The organism is Asaia sp. BMEF1 (assembly GCF_051628905.1).
Classification (GTDB): Bacteria; Pseudomonadota; Alphaproteobacteria; order Acetobacterales; family Acetobacteraceae; genus Asaia.
Map to the genome: position 1 here is coordinate 1,955,436 of NZ_CP157575.1, position 16,112 is coordinate 1,971,547.

Annotated in this window: 15 protein-coding genes and 1 tRNA gene; 9 read left to right on the forward strand and 7 right to left on the reverse strand. The window is 60.2% G+C overall.

Annotated features, from left to right (window positions below; all coding sequences use genetic code 11):
- Nucleotides 1-70 precede the first annotated feature (70 nt).
- Together ABHV46_RS08545 and mdoH are read left to right on the forward strand one after the other, a co-directional pair.
- Entirely contained in the window at nt 71-1,534 is a 1,464-nt protein-coding gene (locus ABHV46_RS08545; RefSeq protein ID WP_336947055.1) for a glucan biosynthesis protein, read from the forward strand.
- A complete protein-coding gene (gene mdoH / locus ABHV46_RS08550; RefSeq protein ID WP_438381128.1) occupies nt 1,510-3,687 on the forward strand; it encodes a glucans biosynthesis glucosyltransferase MdoH in 2,178 nt (725 codons plus the stop codon). The genes ABHV46_RS08545 and mdoH overlap by 25 nt, the downstream gene beginning before the upstream one ends.
- A gap of 174 nt (nt 3,688-3,861) precedes the next feature.
- Here the strand turns inward: mdoH and ABHV46_RS08555 are convergent, their stop codons facing one another.
- Nucleotides 3,862-4,392: a DUF2501 domain-containing protein gene (locus ABHV46_RS08555; protein WP_438381129.1), complete on the reverse strand. Its 531-nt coding sequence runs from the start codon at nt 4,390-4,392 to the stop codon at nt 3,862-3,864.
- 237 nt (nt 4,393-4,629) lie between these two features.
- Here ABHV46_RS08555 and ABHV46_RS08560 point away from each other — a divergent pair, with 237 nt between their 5' ends.
- On the forward strand, nt 4,630-6,714 hold the full coding sequence (locus ABHV46_RS08560) for a S9 family peptidase (protein ID WP_438381130.1): 2,085 nt from the start codon (nt 4,630-4,632) through the stop codon (nt 6,712-6,714).
- Nucleotides 6,715-6,750: 36 nt separating this feature from the next.
- Here the strand turns inward: ABHV46_RS08560 and ABHV46_RS08565 are convergent, their stop codons facing one another.
- On the reverse strand, nt 6,751-7,146 hold the full coding sequence (locus tag ABHV46_RS08565) for a hypothetical protein (protein ID WP_336946992.1): 396 nt from the start codon (nt 7,144-7,146) through the stop codon (nt 6,751-6,753).
- A gap of 167 nt (nt 7,147-7,313) precedes the next feature.
- Here ABHV46_RS08565 and ykgO point away from each other — a divergent pair, with 167 nt between their 5' ends.
- From ykgO to ABHV46_RS08580, 3 genes are all read left to right on the forward strand, one after another.
- Entirely contained in the window at nt 7,314-7,439 is a 126-nt protein-coding gene (gene ykgO, locus ABHV46_RS08570) for a type B 50S ribosomal protein L36 (protein ID WP_023978233.1), read from the forward strand.
- Nucleotides 7,440-7,449: 10 nt separating this feature from the next.
- Nucleotides 7,450-8,127: a tetratricopeptide repeat protein gene (locus ABHV46_RS08575; protein ID WP_438381131.1), complete on the forward strand. Its 678-nt coding sequence runs from the start codon at nt 7,450-7,452 to the stop codon at nt 8,125-8,127.
- Nucleotides 8,128-8,197: 70 nt separating this feature from the next.
- The gene (locus tag ABHV46_RS08580) at nt 8,198-8,452 is read left to right on the forward strand and encodes a hypothetical protein (RefSeq protein ID WP_438381132.1); all 255 of its coding nucleotides are present in this window, start codon (nt 8,198-8,200) and stop codon (nt 8,450-8,452) included.
- Between the two features lie 130 nt (nt 8,453-8,582).
- Here ABHV46_RS08580 and ABHV46_RS08585 read toward each other — a convergent pair whose 3' ends face one another.
- Nucleotides 8,583-10,799: a primosomal protein N' gene (locus ABHV46_RS08585; RefSeq protein ID WP_438381133.1), complete on the reverse strand. Its 2,217-nt coding sequence runs from the start codon at nt 10,797-10,799 to the stop codon at nt 8,583-8,585.
- Between the two features lie 74 nt (nt 10,800-10,873).
- Here ABHV46_RS08585 and ABHV46_RS08590 point away from each other — a divergent pair, with 74 nt between their 5' ends.
- Both ABHV46_RS08590 and ABHV46_RS08595 read left to right on the forward strand, forming a co-directional pair.
- Nucleotides 10,874-11,809, forward strand: coding sequence for a tyrosine recombinase XerC (locus tag ABHV46_RS08590; RefSeq protein ID WP_438381134.1), 936 nt, complete (start codon nt 10,874-10,876; stop codon nt 11,807-11,809).
- Nucleotides 11,810-11,815: 6 nt separating this feature from the next.
- Entirely contained in the window at nt 11,816-12,742 is a 927-nt protein-coding gene (locus ABHV46_RS08595) for an aspartyl protease family protein (protein WP_438381135.1), read from the forward strand.
- Nucleotides 12,743-12,792: 50 nt separating this feature from the next.
- On the opposite strand, the gene ABHV46_RS08600 is transcribed toward ABHV46_RS08595, so the two are convergent.
- Nucleotides 12,793-12,868, reverse strand: a tRNA-Ala gene (locus ABHV46_RS08600).
- Between the two features lie 134 nt (nt 12,869-13,002).
- Here ABHV46_RS08600 and ABHV46_RS08605 point away from each other — a divergent pair.
- A complete protein-coding gene (locus tag ABHV46_RS08605; protein ID WP_336946986.1) occupies nt 13,003-13,311 on the forward strand; it encodes a YggT family protein in 309 nt (102 codons plus the stop codon).
- Between the two features lie 100 nt (nt 13,312-13,411).
- Here ABHV46_RS08605 and ABHV46_RS08610 read toward each other — a convergent pair whose 3' ends face one another.
- The 3 genes from ABHV46_RS08610 to ABHV46_RS08620 form a co-directional block, all read right to left on the reverse strand.
- On the reverse strand, nt 13,412-14,188 hold the full coding sequence (locus tag ABHV46_RS08610; protein ID WP_438381136.1) for an IclR family transcriptional regulator: 777 nt from the start codon (nt 14,186-14,188) through the stop codon (nt 13,412-13,414).
- A 178-nt stretch (nt 14,189-14,366) separates the two neighbouring features.
- Complete coding sequence (locus ABHV46_RS08615) at nt 14,367-15,173, reverse strand: glutaminyl-peptide cyclotransferase (RefSeq protein WP_438381137.1); 807 nt, start codon at nt 15,171-15,173, stop codon at nt 14,367-14,369.
- A 130-nt stretch (nt 15,174-15,303) separates the two neighbouring features.
- Nucleotides 15,304-15,966: a TetR/AcrR family transcriptional regulator gene (locus tag ABHV46_RS08620; protein ID WP_336946983.1), complete on the reverse strand. Its 663-nt coding sequence runs from the start codon at nt 15,964-15,966 to the stop codon at nt 15,304-15,306.
- Nucleotides 15,967-16,112 lie beyond the last annotated feature (146 nt).

Sequence of the window (16,112 nt, forward strand, 5' to 3'; positions counted from 1 at the left end):
GAAATTCATAGTGCTGCGTCGCGACCTCGTAAAAATCGGTGCTGGCCTCTCGATACTGGGGGCCAGCAAGATGGCCCGGGCGGCTCCCGCCCCCGCGCCACAGCCGACGGCATTCGACAACAATACCGTGCGCCTTATCGCGCAAAAGATGTCGAAATCGGCCTATAAGGCCCCGCAACAGACTCTGCCCAGCGCCATCGACAATCTGAATTTCGACCAGTTTCGCGGCATTGCCTACAAGGAAGATCGCGCGCTGTGGCATGGCCAGAATCTGGCTTTCGATGTCGAGTTCTTTCCGCGTGGCTTCCTCTATCGCCCACGCATCAACATGAACGAGGTCGTTGACGGTCAGTCGACTCCCATCGTCTACGACCCCGACATGTTCACCTATCCCGATCCGATGCTGCGGGTGACCGACGATCTGGGCTTCTCGGGCCTGCGTCTGCGTAACGCCATCAACACGCCCAACGTCATGGAAGAATGCGCTGTTTTCCTGGGCGCCTCCTATTTCCGTGCTGTTTCCAAGGGGCAGAATTACGGGCTTTCGGCTCGCGGCTTTGCCAATGGCACAGGCGACCCGAAGGGGGAGGAATTCGCTCTGTTCCGCGAATTCTGGCTGGAAAAGCCCAAGCCCGGCGTCGATTCAGTCGTTATCCACGCATTGATGGACAGCCCCTCGGTCGTGGGCGCCTTCAGATTCACCATCCGCCCTGGCGCCACCACGGTATTCGACGTGCAGTCGAGCTTTTATCCGCGCACCGACATCACCGAAGGCGGCGTGGCCGCACTGACCGGCATGTTCTATTTCGACGCGAATAACCGCAATCACGTCGATGACTGGCGCCCCGCCGCACATGACAGCGAGGCATTGCAGATGTGGACCGGCACCGGCGCCCAGCTCTATCGCCCGCTTAACAACCCAGTCGATCTGCAATTCTCGGCGTTTCAGGATGCCAGCCCGCATGGTTTCGGCCTGATGCAGCGCCGCCGTTCGTTCCATGATTTCGAAGACCTGGCGCTGAATTACGAAAAGCGCCCCTCGCTCTGGATCGAACCCATCGGCGATTGGGGCGAGGGCGCGGTCGATCTGGTCGAAATCCCGACCCCGAACGAGGTGAACGACAATATCGTCTCGTTCTGGCGCCCCAAGCAGACCATGCAGGCCGGGCATGAATATGCCTATACCTATCGCATGTACTGGGGTTGGGACACGCCCTGGCCGACCGATCTGGCCCGTATCGGTGCAACGCGCGTCGGCGCCGTGACCGACCATGCAGATGGCCGCATGTTCGTCATCGATTTCACCGGCAAGCCTTTCGAGAACCTGCCGCCCAATGCCGCCTTCCATCTCGTGCCGCAGGCATCGACCGGCACGATCAAGAATGTGGTTGTCGAGCCCAACCCTGAAATCAAGGGTTGGCGTACGACATTCGAATTCTATCCGGGCAGCGCGAAGCTGGCTGAGCTGACCTGCCAGCTTGCCAACGAGCAGGGCCCGATTTCCGAAAAATGGATGTATCGTTGGACGCCGTGAGCAGCCTTCCCCGCAAATTCGCCCCGTTCGACGTGCTTCCGGCGGAAGCGCCTCTCGAGATGCCGACGCAGAACCTGCGTCAGCGTCCCGAGACGTTCGGGCGCGACCGTCACCCCCCGACGACGCCGCCCTTTCTCTGGCTGCGTCGCCTGTTCGTCATTGGCGGCGCCATCCTCCTGACCGGGTGGGGCGCCTATGAGATGAACAGGGTGCTGAACAGCGTGGGCGTCTCGACGCTCGGCATCATCGTTCTGGCGCTGTTCGTCATTCTCGGTGCGTGGATTTCGCTTTCCTTCACCTCATCGCTGGCCGGTTTCGTTTCGGTACTGCGCCATGGCGGGCTGGGGCTCGGCATTTCGCGCGATACGCCGCTCCCTGCCCTCATGACACGCACCGCCGTGCTCATGCCCACCTATAATGAAGACCCTGACCGCGTTCTTGTCGGTCTGCGCGCCATCCATGACAGTCTGGTGGCCACTGGCCGTATCGACGCGTTCGATTTCTTCCTGCTTTCCGATACCACCGACCCTGATGTCTGGATCCGTGAAGAGCGCGCCTATCTCGCTTTCGTCGAGGCCGTTAACGGCCAGGGTCGTGTTTTCTATCGCCGTCGTCCCAAGAATATCGACCGCAAATCCGGCAATCTGGAAGAATGGGTGAAGCGCTTCGGCGGCGCCTATCAGCAGATGCTGACGCTCGACGCGGATTCCGTCATGGATGGCGGGCTGATCGTCCGCACCGTCTCGGCCATGGAGCGCCACGAGAAAGTCGCGCTCATCCAGACACTGCCGGTCATTATCGGCGGCAAGACGCTCTTTGCGCGCATGCAGCAATTCGCCGGCCGCGTTTATGGCCCGCTCATCGCGCATGGTATTGCCTGGTGGCACGGCTCCGAAGGCAATTACTGGGGCCATAACGCCGTCATCCGCACGCGTGCCTTTGCCGAGCAGGCGGGTCTGCCCCATCTGCCGGGTCGTAAGCCTTTCGGTGGCGGTATTCTCAGCCATGACTTTGTCGAGGCGGCTCTCATGCGTCGCGGCGGCTGGGCCATTCATATGATCCCTGGCCTGTTCGGCTCTTACGAAGAAAGCCCGCCATCGCTCACCGATGTTGCCATTCGCGACCGGCGCTGGTGCCAGGGCAACCTCCAGCATGGCAAGATCGTGCTCTCTCGCGGTCTGCACTGGGTCAGCCGCATGCATATGATGGTCGGCATCGGCGCCTATATCACCTCGCCGCTCTGGCTGCTCTTCCTGATGTTCGGCATCCTGATTTCGCTCCAGTCGCATTTCGACCGGCCCGAATATTTCGGCGACACCAAGACCCTCTATCCACACTGGCCACAAGTCGACCCGGTACAGGCCAAATACGTGTTCATCGGCACCATGGCGGTTCTGCTCGCGCCGAAAGCCCTGGCCCTGATCGCCACCCTGTTCGATCGCGCCATGCTGCGCAGCTGCGGCGGTGTTCTACGCCTCTTCACCTCTATCCTGCTCGAGACGCTCATCGGTGGCCTCATCGCCCCCATCGCCATGCTGATCCATACCTCGGGCGTGATTTCGATCCTGCGTGGGCGCGACTCCGGCTGGAACGCGCAGAACCGCGATGACGGGCGCGTCTCGCTCAAGGAAATCGCGCATGGCTACTGGATCTACACGGCCTTCGGTGTCGTCCTGGCCGCAGCCGCCTGGTCGGTCTCCTTCTCGCTCTTTCTCTGGATGACGCCCGTTCTGCTTGGACTCGCCCTCGCTATTCCGCTGGCCGCTATGACCGCCAGCCGCGATGTCGGGCTCTGGCTCAAAAGCTGGGGGCTGCTTCTCATCCCTGAAGAAACCGATCTGCCGCCCATCCTGCAACTGGCCGCCGAGAACGATCTCCGCCGGACCCAGGCAGAGGCCATGCCCAACCGTCCCCCCGAGGAGGCTTTTGCCGCCCTGCGCGTCAATCCCGATCTGGTGGCCGAGCATCGCCGCGCCCTGCCCGCTCCGCGCAAACCCGGCACCGCCATCGATGCCAATCTCGTCGTCGGCCTGCTTAAACTGCGTGAGGCCCCTTCCGTTGCCGACGCCCTGAGGGCGCTCACACGTCAGGAAAAAGCGGCTGTTCTTTGCAGTGCGGAAGGTATCGATCTGGTGTTGGCTCTGCCTTACTAAGCAAGGCCTCAGGGCTCTGCCCTGACCCGCGAAGGAGCAAGCCCCTTCTATCCCGCTTACAATCGGACAGTTTCCGAAGGACGATCGTCCTTCGATGTGGACGAGACAGGGGTCCATAACAAAAAAGGCCAGTCCTCACGGACTGGCCCTTTCTGGCTAGGCTCAGGATTGAGCTTACTTATAGGCCTGTCCGCGCTGACCGACCTGTGCACAAAGTTGCGTGCGATGGCTAAGGTCGAGGGTCGAAACGTCGAACGGCACATTGGTGCTGGTCTGAAGCAGGCCCTGGCCACCCAGCGAATAGTACTGATCGTTCTTCACATCCGGGCGCTTGGCAAGGGTACGACCGACGACGCGCAGGGTCGTGCCATGTACAAGGTGATTGCGCACGCAGTAGCTGGCCAGACCCGCCAGATTACCTGCCTTGGCAGAGTCGAGCGAGGGAAGACCATAGGTATCCAATACACCCGGTGTTGCAGCCGTGGAGACAGCATTGCTCACAGCACTACCGCCAACGGCCTGCATCATACTGGTGGCGGCTTGCGGCGCACCTGGGCGCTGCACGGGGATCGACCCGGCAGGCATCATGGTTGACTGGGTGCCAGGGGCAACAGACGGAACGGGGGCCTGCTGCGCATGGGCCGTCGCACCAGCAAAAACGAGGCTGCACAGAGCTGTGAGGCCGAGGCAATGACGTGAAAACATGGAAAACTATCCTTTTTCTGCTCTTCTTCAGGCACTGCTCCAAGAAGAGGGCCTGTTAAAACGCGCTTTCCCGATCATGATACCGGAATGCAGGACGTGTCCTTTCGTAACATATGAGCAAGCCTCAGGTTTGTTCTCTGATCGAAACTTCAGGAAAACGGAGTTTTAGAGCGTTGAGGCGCAGACTGTTCTGCCGCACTGTACAAGCTTTGTTTTTCACCAATCCGAGGCTCTGCCATGATTCCCCCCGTTCCCCGGCGCGTCCCGCACTCCATCACCCAGCTCGGCCGCGTCAGGCAGGATGATTATGCCTGGATGAAGGATGAAAACTGGCAGAAAGTCCTGCGCGATCCTTCGCTTTTGCGCACAGACATCGCCGAGGCCCTGCGCGAGGAAAACGCCTATACCGAGCATTGCCTGGCAGAGATGGCGCCTGTGCGTGAGACACTGCTGAAGGAAATGATCGGCCGCATTCCGCCTGCCGAGGATTCCGTGCCCTGGCCCGATGGAGACTGGCTCTATTTTTCGCGTTTTGCGAAAGGCGCGCAGCATCCCGTCTATCTGCGCCGTCCCCGCGCCGGAGGAGACGAGCAGGTTCTGCTCGATGTCGAGGCCCTCGCGAAGGAACACGCCTATTTCGCGCTGGCAGGCACACGCCATTCAGACGATCACCGCATTTTTGTCTATGCCGCCGATACGCAGGGTTCTGAGGTCTATCGCCTGCACAGCCTTGACCTCGAAACAGGCCAGACCTTTGCTCCTGCGGTCGAGAGTGCTGCAGGCAGCTTCGTCATCTCGCCGGATAATCAGTGGTTGTTCTGGGTCTATCGCGACGATAATGGTCGCCCGTCACGGGTCTATCGTCGCCCGCTCGCCGGTGGTGAGGATGTGCTGGTATTCGACGAGACTGATCCGGGCTTTTTCGTCAGTCTGACCGTCACAGCCTCGCGCAAATGGATTCTGATCGAACGCGGCGATCACGATACGAACGAAACGCGGCTCATTCCTGCCAGCGACCCAACGCAGATGCCGCAGATCGCGTCTCCTCTGACACGCGGCGAGCGCTACAGCTTCACGCACTGGAATGACCGCTTCATCGTTCTGACCAATACGGGGAATGCTCTCGATTTCCAGTTCATGCAGACGCCGGATACGGCACCGTCACGCGAGAACTGGACGCCCTTCGTGCCCCATGAGCCGGGCCGCTTCCTGCTCGGCGCAACCGCGTGCAAGACCCACCTAGCCTGGTCGGAGCGGGTGAACGGCAATATCGAGATCCACGTCACACAACATGACGCACAAGGCGATATACGCGACGGGGCTAAAACGATCGGCATGACGGAAGAGGCGTTCGACCTCACCTTGCTCGGCTTTCTCGAATATGGCGACACCACCCTGCGCTATATCTATGAATCGCCGACGACACCGGCCCATTGGTACGATGTCGACATGGCAAGCGGCGCCCAGACGCTTCAGAAAATACGCGATGTTCCTTCCGGCCACGACCCGGCGCTCTATGAAACGCATCGGCTTTTCGCCCGCGCGCAGGATGGCGCCGAAATTCCGGTCACCGTGCTCAAGCGCCGCGATACGCCCTGCGACGGCACGGCACCGCTGCTGCTTTACGGCTATGGCTCTTATGGCATCTCAATGGAATCGGGGTTCAGCACTTCGGTTTTCAGTCTGGTCGATCGTGGCTGGATTTATGCCGTCGCGCATATCCGTGGCGGTTCGGAAAAGGGATGGGACTGGTTCCTGAAGGGACGCGGAAAGCACAAGCCCAACAGCTTTACCGATTTCGTCACCTGCGGGCGTCATCTCGCAGCGCAGGGCTACGGAAAGGAAGGGCGCATCGTCGCCCATGGCGGATCGGCTGGCGGACTGTTGATGGGAGCTGTCGCCAATCTCGCCCCCGATCTTTTTGCAGGTATTGCCGCACAGGTGCCCTTCGTAGACGTACTGAACACGATGTCCGACGACACCCTGCCACTCACCCCGCCCGAATGGCCCGAATGGGGCAACCCTCTGGAAGACGGCGAGGCCTATGATCTGATCGCGGGCTATTCGCCCTATGACAATATCAGGCCCGTCGCCTATCCACCGGTTCTGGCCATGGGAGGTCTCTCAGACCCGCGCGTGACCTATTGGGAGCCCGCGAAATGGATCGCGAAGCTGCGCGAAATCGCGCAGGGTGGCCCTTTCTTGTGCCGTATCAATATGGATGCCGGTCACGGGGGCTCTTCCGGGCGGTTCAAGCGTCTTGAAGAAGTAGCCTACGTGCAGGGCTTCGCCCTTTGGGCCATTGCACGCCGCCCGCTTTAATCGAAACCGGGCCCGGCTCGGCGCCGGGCCAGCCCGTCAGTTATCGTTTTCGCTCGGCGGGCGGGATTGGGCGGCGGCGCAAAGCGCGGGCAGCTTGGGATCGCTGTCGCCCTTGGTTCGGCACATCCGGCGCGCATCGGCGCCGCAGACCTCGATCGTTTCCTCGAAATCGGATTCGAGTACGTCACGAGCGACCGCAGCGTCCTGATTATTGCTGCTATCTGTATCCTGATTGGCGACGATCTTCTGCGTCTTGTGCAGTTCTTTCAGCGCCTCGACACAGGTATCGCTGGCCGAGTCCGGGTCGGTCTGCAGCACGCCGAGAATCCGGTTGAGCACCGATGCCGGGTCGTTTTTCTGATGAGGCGCAGCCTGGGCCGCGAGAGGGAGACCCAGGAGAAGGGCGGCGAAAACAGGCAGAGCTTTCTTCATGGAATCAGGATAATTGCGTTTCTCCCCTTTGAAAACGCCCAAAATACAGGCTTTCGGCCTTGGGAAACGCAGCAAAGAGTTGACTCCCGCCATGGTGGTTAGTATTCCGACCACCACTCGCGGGCGCGACGCCCGTTCGTCTTGCATGGCCCGGGAAGCAAATTATCATGAAGATCCGTAACAGCCTCAAATCCGCAAAACTCCGCGACAAGGATTGCCGCGTCGTCCGTCGTCGTGGCCGCGTCTACGTCATCAACAAGAAGAACCCGCGTATGAAAGCACGCCAGGGCTAATCTCCCGTTGATGCCGGAACGGAGCTTCCGCCCCGTTTTGACGCATTGCGCGGCCCTTTACCGGGCCGTCGTCAGGCCGTGTCTGCTTTTCAGCAGCGCGGCTTTTGTCGTTTCTGCGCTGTCTCCTGCCCGTGCTGCGCCTGTTCCGGTTCCCCAGCCCAGCCCGTCGGCTCCTTCCGCCAAGGCCGCTTCCCCCGCCAAGCCGAAGCCCGACCCGCTACTGGAAACCAGCAAGGCGCTGCGCGCTGCGAAGACCGCACAAGAGGCTCGCTCGCTCGAACGTCGTGCCGAAACCCTGCGGCAAAAGGGCCTTTCGGCCAGCACGCGCCTCCTGCTTGAAAACGCCGATTCGAACCTTAAAGCCCATGATTATCGCAAGGCCGAGGCCGCACTGGCCGATGCGCTCGTGCTTCAACCCGACAAAGCCTTCATCCGCCGTGGCCGGGCCCGCGTGCGCTACGCCGCCGGCGATTTCGAAGGCGCCATCAGCGATCTCGGCGCAGCCTTGCAGAAAGACCCCGACGACCCGTTATCCTGGCAACTTCTTTCACAGGTCGAAGAAGAGCGTCACGACATAAAAGCCGCGCTCGCCGCCGCCCAGCAGGTGCTGGTCGTCGATCCTCTGGCCAGTAACGGTGCCAAACGTGTGAAGACATTGCAGGCTGCCTTGGATGGACGCCCGATTTAAACCACGTCACGATCTCAACTCTGTCGCTTCTGCGCTGTTTGATGAGGCAGAGATGTCAAAGGAGAATCCGATGTTCAAAAAGAACAAAGCCAAGGTCACCGAACTGACCGCCCCGGAAAACGGCAAGAAAGGCTGCTGCATCAGCAAGATGTGCTGCTCTGCCAAGCCTCAGACGAAAGAAGCCATTCTCGGTGGCCTGACCTTCCTCAGCATGTTCGGCCCCAAGAAGCTGCGCCCCCATTTGCAGCACGCCCTGGCCGTCATCGCCATCGTCACTTTCGTGGTCAAGGCCATCAAGCCCAAACGCGAAGACAAAACCGCCTGAACGAATCCTGTTCATAGAGGGCTCTGCTCCAAACCCCGCCAAAGCGCCGTCACCCTATTACAAACCCCTAAAGCGGGATGAAAGGGGCGAGCTCCTTTACGGGGGACGGGGTAGAGCCCCGTATTCTTTCCTACAAAAACGAAATCGGATCGATATCGATATCGATGCGCTCATGGCTCGTCAGCTTTACGCCCTCGAGCCAGTGCCGCAAAATAGGCTGCACGGCAACATTGCGCCGTGTGCGTAAAAGCAGACGGCGGCGGTGGCGCCCTCTGAGAACGGCAAGGGGAGCCGGGGCGGGGCCGAGTATTTGCGTACCGGGCAGTTCGGGGGCTCTGACGCCGAGCATGGCGGCAAGTCGATCGGCAGCTTCGGCAGAATCAGCACTGACGATCAGAGCGGCGAGACGCCCGTATGGCGGCCAAAAACCGGGCTTTCTCTGCGCGGATTCCTGCTCCATGAACGCCTGATAGTCATTCGAGACAAGGGCTTTCATGACAGGATGATCGCCCAGATAACTTTGTAAGAGCACCGCGCCGGGCTTATCCGCACGACCGGCACGGCCGGAAACCTGATGCAGAAGCTGCACGGTGCGCTCTGCGGCGCGCAAATCGCCCCCGCCCAACCCGAGATCGGCATCGACCACGCCCACGAGGGTCAGATCGGGAAAATGCCAGCCTTTGGCGACGATCTGCGTGCCAATCACAAGATCGATTTCGCGATCGCTGATGCGGCGCACGGCCTCTGCCGTCGCCGAGGGCGAACCGAGGGTATCGGAAGCCATGACGAGAATACGCGCCTCGGGAAAATGCAGTCGGGCTTCCTCATGAACGCGCTCGATGCCGGGGCCGATAGCCACGAGGCTGGATTCGGCAGCGCAGGAAGGGCAGGTTTCTGGCAACGCCTCGTGATGACCGCAATGGTGGCAGGTCAGCATCTGGCGCGCGCGATGCTCCACCAGCCAGGCCGAGCAGTTCGGGCACTCCATACGATGGCCACAGGCACGGCACAGCGTCAGTGGCGCATAGCCCCGACGATTGAGGAACAGCATGGCCTGCTCCTGACGCTCGAAGGTAGCGCTGATGGCCGCCACCAGTTCAGGCGACAGAAACTGCCCGCGCTCCGGCGGCGCACGGCGCATGTCGACCAGCTTCACATCGGGTAGGGTCGCATTGCCATGGCGGCTATGAAGAGTGACGTGCTGGTAGCGCCCGTTTTCCACGTTGGTCAGAGTTTCAAGACTGGGCGTAGCCGAAACCAGTATGGCAGGCACGTCGGAAAGACGCGCCCGCACGATGGCCATATCCCGCCCGTGATAGGTCACACCCTCTTCCTGCTTGAAAGCGGATTCGTGCTCTTCATCAACAATAATCAGGCCGAGTTCGGGGAAGGGCAGAAACAGGGCAGAGCGCGCCCCCACAACCACGGCAGCCTGCCCTTGGGCGATGGCGTGCCATGTTTCGCGGCGCTTCTTGCCGCCGAGTTCGGAATGCCACAAAGCGGGTTGAACCCCGAAACGACGGGCGAAGCGGTCGGTCCACTGGGTGGAGAGCGCAATTTCAGGGAGAAGAACCAGACATTGCCGCCCGGCAGCGAGACAGGCAGCTACAGCTTCGAAATACACCTCCGTCTTGCCAGATCCGGTCACGCCTTCGAGCAGGGTGACGCCGAAGCGATGCGCCTTGACGCCCTCCGACAGATGATCGGCAGCCTCGCGCTGCTCCTGCGACAATTGCGGTGGGTGAAACCCCGCATTGGGTGGCGCAAAAAGAGGCGCCATGACAAGCGGTGCTTCCTTCAGCACGCCAGCAGAAGCCAGGCCGCGCAGCACCGCAGAAGAAACGCCGGTTTGCTCCGTCAGCATCGCGGTCGAGAGCGGTTCGTCTCCAACGGCATCGAGCACACGCTGTCGTGCTTCGGTCAGTCGAAGCCCGGCAAGATCGGCGTCCCCCCTGATCCAGCCGAGTTGCACGCGGGTTGGCTGGGTGTGGCGCGCCCTGATGGCCATGGCCAACACGAGACCGGGCGGGGTGAGCGTATAAGCGGCCAGCCAGTCGATGAAGCGCCGCAGATCAGCCGGAATCGCGGGCATGTTGAGTCGCCCAAGGATCGGCTTGAGCCGGGCAAGGGCGACTTCTCTGGCAGGCGCGGGGGCAAAATCGGCGGGTACATCGCTTTGCGTGTCCCAGACACAGCCCGTCTCCTGTCGGCGCCCCAAAGGCACGCTCACCAGATCGCCGGGTGCCACACGCCCTTCAGGGGCCAGATAATCGAGCGGCGTCGGAAAAGGCAGGGGAAGCAGAACGCTGACACGCACCGCTCTCTCGCCATCTGCCGTCAGCTTCATTAAGCTCGGTTCCGTCATGCTGCCTGAGCGCCCCCTTCTGCCCTGTCCTCTTAACCGAGACGAGGTCCGCCGTCATGCTGATGCATGAATGTCTTGAAAACTGGCTGGACTGGCTGGCCCATGAAAAGCGCGCGAGCCCGAACACGGTACGGGCCTATGGCAACGATGTGACCGCGGCGCTCGCCTTTCTGGGCGAGCATCTCGGGCAGGAGCCCGACCTTGATACGTTTGCCGCGCTACGTACGACGGATTTCCGTGCCTGGCTTGCCTATGATGCCGGTCGGGCCGAAGGGCAAAGCGGCACGCCCGATGGCCGCGCCCGTTCACGTGCCAGACGGGTCTCGGCCCTGCGCTCTTTCACCCGCTATCTCAACACCACCCATGCGGTAAGCGCCTCCGCACTGCGCCAGTTGAGTGCGCCGAAGACACGCAAGCGCCTGCCGCGGCCTCTGGCACGCGATGTAGCCCTTGCGGCACCTGTCGAAATGGCGGCTGCGGCCGAGCATCCGCTCTGCGCCGCGCGCGACGAAGCCCTGTTCACCCTGCTCTACGGGGCCGGACTGCGTATAGGCGAGGCCCTGTCCCTGAATGTGCGCGACCATGACCGGGCAATGGAGAGCGGCCTACGTGTCGTGGGCAAAGGCGACAAGGAGCGCCTCGTCCCGCTTCTGCCCAATGTCGCAAAGGCTCTCGCGTCCTGGCGCGCGCAGCATCCATGCCCGTTGCCAGAAGCGCCGCTTTTCGTCGGCCTGCGCGGCAAGCGCTTGCAGCCAGCCGTGGCACGGCGCGTGATGCAGCTCTGGCGCGAACAGAGCGGACTCGATGCCAGCGCCACCCCGCATAGTCTGCGGCATTCCTTCGCGACTCATCTTCTGGAAGGCGGTGCCGATCTGCGCGCCATACAGGAACTTCTGGGCCATGCCAGCCTTTCTACGACCCAAAACTACACGCTGGCTGACGAAAACCATCTCCTTGCCGTATGGCAGGCTCACCCACGCGCAAGGAAATAAGAATAAGTGCTGCGCCCCGCTCTTGCCCTGTTCTCCATGATCATGGCCGGTCTTATGCCCTCCCGCGCCATGGCCACGCCTTGCGTGCCCGAACGCATTGCCGAGATCCCGCTGCATAATGATGGGCTGTTTCTCAATGCTCCTGTCGTGCTCGACGGGCGTCAGGCGCGCTTCATTCTCGATACCGGGTCCGAAGGCAGTCTGATCACGCCCGAGGCCGCCGCCGCCCTGCGTCTTACACCCGACCCGGCCCATGCAACCGTCATTCAGGGGCCGAATGGCAGAGGTCAGCTCGCCCCTAACATGCTCATACGTGCTCTCTCGCTAGGCATGATTCCTCTGGGTCAACGCTCCATTCCCCTCAGCGCATTGCCGGGCCTGCCGATTTTGACGCCCCCCATTGCCGGTCTTATGGGCGTCGATCTGTTGCAGCATTTCGATATCGAATTTGATATCCCCCATCAGCGCCTTACCCTCTGGCGCCCCGCTGCGCAGGACGATCGGTGCACGGCGGCGCCGTCATGGAAGGCGGGCTATACGACGCTGAGAGCCAGACATGAGGGCACGCGGCTCAACGTCTCCTTCACGCTCGACGGCCACGACGGCACTGCTTTGCTCGATAGCGGCGCGCGCTCTCACATTCTTTCGCGGCGCTTTGCGCATGCCATAGGCGTTACAGACGATATTCTGCGTCAGGACCCCGGCGGCGTGACCAGTGGTGTCGATCTCAATGCGCGCTGGTATCACTGGCATCGCTTCCAGACGCTGCATCTCGGCGAAGAAACCTCAGGCAGCGGCAACCCGATATGGAAAGACCCCGTCCTGACCGTGTCGGACCTGCGCGACAATGTGGATATGCTGCTCGGTGCCGACTGGTTTGCCCAGCACGATATCTGGATCTCGCTCAGTGCAGGCCGCGTCTGGGTGCGCTGAGACCAGAAGACTGGCCGGACCTATTGGCAGAAGGGCGGGAAAGGGTTCCATGGTGGAGCTGAGGGGAATCGAACCCCTGACCTCCTCATTGCGAACGAGGCGCTCTCCCATCTGAGCTACAGCCCCACGGAACGCGTCGGAAGCTACACGGATTCAGGTCAAAGTCAAGATTGACGGCCTGTTACACCGGGGTCGAGTTGTGCCGGACCGGCGTCAGGCGTTAGAAGAGGTGCCTTGCCCCTTTAGCAGAGAGACCGGACTTGCTGATTCTCACCCTCTACAACATCCTCATGGTGTTGATTCAGCTCTTCACCTGGGCGCTGATCCTGTATTGCGTCGTGAGCATGCTGCTGGGTTTCAGGATTCTCGATCCAAGCAATCGCTTCGTCTATAATGTTGCAATTTTTCTCGGACGGATCGTCGAGCCTGTTCTCAATCCCGTACGTTCGATCCTGCCGCAATTCGGCATGCTCGACCTTAGCCCTCTGGCCGTCTTGCTGGGGCTGCAATATCTCGTGGTGCCGGCGCTGCGTCAGCTCGTGATGCTATCGCTGCATTCGCATTACTGAGTCGGTTCTAACCGGCATTTCGATATCGGATCATACAAACAACCGCGTTAACTCGCATCGGGAGGCGCCCCGGAAACTCAAGGGCGCCTGAAACCTGCATCTAGTCTGCGACGTCGCTTAGTTCGTGCCAGCCCAGCTTCGCCGAAAGCTGAGAGGCTGCCTTGCAGATCAGAGGGGCAATCGCCTTCATGCGCATGAGCGGCATCTCACCCGCACGCTCTGTCACGCTGATCGATGCGACAATTGCGCCGCTCGCATCGCGCACGGGTGCAGCTACACAATGAATGCCGATCTCGTCATCTTCCAGATCGAACACGCAATCCGAGGCGCGATAGAAGCGCATGCGATTAATCCAGCTCGACAGACCGGCAGGCATATGGCGATAGCTGGCCCGGTAGAACCGGGCCCAGTCGCTCTCGCTCTCATCGAGAATTAGAGCGCGACCCGTGCCCGTACGGGCGAGGGGAATGTGCTGACCCATACGCGTGCGCAGCGTGAGCGGGTGACGCCCCTCAAGGCGCATGAGATAAATGAGGTGACTATCCGAGCGAACGCCAAGATGGACCATCTTGCCGGTAATCTCGTTCAGACTTTGCAGCATGGGAGCAGCCAGGCCGAGAAGGGGCGAGGCTGTCTGGGCCTGGGCGGTCAGGGTTGTCAGTTTCTCGCCCAGCCCGTAACGACCGGTCGATTTCATGCGCAGCCAGCCCTGCTGCAACAAGGCCGCGGTCAGGCGTTGCGTTGTACTGCGCGTGCAGCCGATTTCGAGAGCCAATTCGGAGAGCGTGTCGACCCCGGCCCTGACGGCCAGAATGATTGAGAGACCACGACCAAGGGTTTGCGTACCTTGGGGCCAATCTTGATCCGAATATGCCACGTGCCGCTCCATTGCGTCATGAACGGTGCCTCGACTGTTTTAAGGGCGTCTCGTTCAATTCAAAGGTTCAATTTGCTCCACAAGGGGTGCGAGAGCATTTCATAGCGTTATTCGTGATCTGATAAACCATTATCTGCGTTTTCCGGTCACATATATGTAATCAAGACCTAGGAAGTGCCTATTGCAGATTAAACAAGTGCTTACGATCAGGGATTTTGATTTGATATACTCTGGGCCAATATTTTCCTGTAACGAATAATCTGTCATTTTCACGATCATAAGCAATCCCATTGGCGACAGCATCGGGATCGAAAGAATTAACATTTTCTTGTAACGCGGTGAGATCGAGCCAGGATTTCACTTCGCCCGTTGCTGGATCGATTCGAGCTATTTCGGGCGTCATCCATATATTCGCCCAGATTTCACCGTGGATATACTCAAGCTCATTCAATCTTCTTACTGGCACGCCACCGGCTGTTACACAAAGCTTTGCCAGAACATGAAGCGTCATAGGGTCAAGACGCTTCAGACAGGGCGTTCCATCGGACATGATGAGCGTCCGATCGTCATGAGTCAGGCCCCAGCCTTCTCCCGCGTATGAAAAACTCCCGATTCTGGCCAGACCAGGGTAGCTCCAGACGAAGCCTTTGCCACTGCGCCAGGTCAAGCTGATCAGTTTGTCATGCCATGCGACGATGCCCTCACCGAAATACCCGTCAGGCAGAACACTTTCAGCAAGAACCTTGCCAGTCTCGGGCGCAACCTTACGTATGACAGAATGGCCGAGCCGCCCGGTGCTCTCGAACAGAGCACCGTCCTGATAAAACAAGCCTTCGGTAAATGACGTCGGGTCATGAGGCAAAACAGCGATCACTTCTGCCTGATCGACAGGCACCGCCTCACCTGCCTCAGCCCCCCTTCCGAACGACGCTGCCATTCCCAAAGAAATGATAAGTCCAAAAAGCCGAATACGGGACCGAGACATGAGATAAAACTTTATGAGCAGGTGTTAACCCCCTCGCTATAGACGCAGCTGGGCCGTTTTTGAAATCACTTCCCACACCACAAGCTGCGTAGCACCAGCATCAAGCCCTGCTCACTGAGCAGAGCGGACCCTATGTCAGACTTGCCCCGGCATGCTCGCTTTCATTTCCGTAAATCGCGACGAAAGCCTGACCGACCCGACCTGCCACAAACCGAATCTGCTCGTCACTGGTGTCGATTGGCAGTTCGAAGCGCTTGCGCTGCACGAGGCGTGTCTGACACAGCGCCATGAACTGCTCCGCGGCGAACACAGGATCGTCAGCACGGATCGCCTTGCGTTCTATCCAGTATTCCACCCACTGTGTAAGCGTGTTCAGCGTTCTCCCAAAACCGTACCGCCAGAAAGTATCGGCGAGATCGGGGAAGTGCGGGGCCTCCGAGACAATGATCCGATACAGTCGCAACGGTCCGGGCTGCAGCAGGATACGAATGAAGCGCTCGGCAAGTTGAGAGAATGCCTCAGAGCATGTCACCGCAGATAAATCGCTCTGGCACAGTACGGGCGCAAATTTGCTGCGGCTCAGATCTTCGATAACTGCCCCAAAAAGCGCGGCCTTGTTTTCAAAATGATTGTAGAGCGTCCCCTTGGACACCTTGGCGCGGCAGGCAATCTGGGACATCGACGCCCCCTCATACCCGAATTCGAGAAAGATCGCCTCGGCGCCGTCCAGAATCTGGCGTCGCTTGGCGTTGCACGAGACACTCTCTTCCTGACGCGCTTCAGTCGCAGGCAAAGAGATCTCTTCCTTCGTTTTCAAGCCGCTCACCCGTTCCATGCGTTGATCCCGTCCCTGACCGACGGGTCGGACGCATGCCGCATTATTCCCGTGGAGAGAGGTGCCGAAACTGACCGAACGGGTCGATCAGCGCAAGGGCAAAC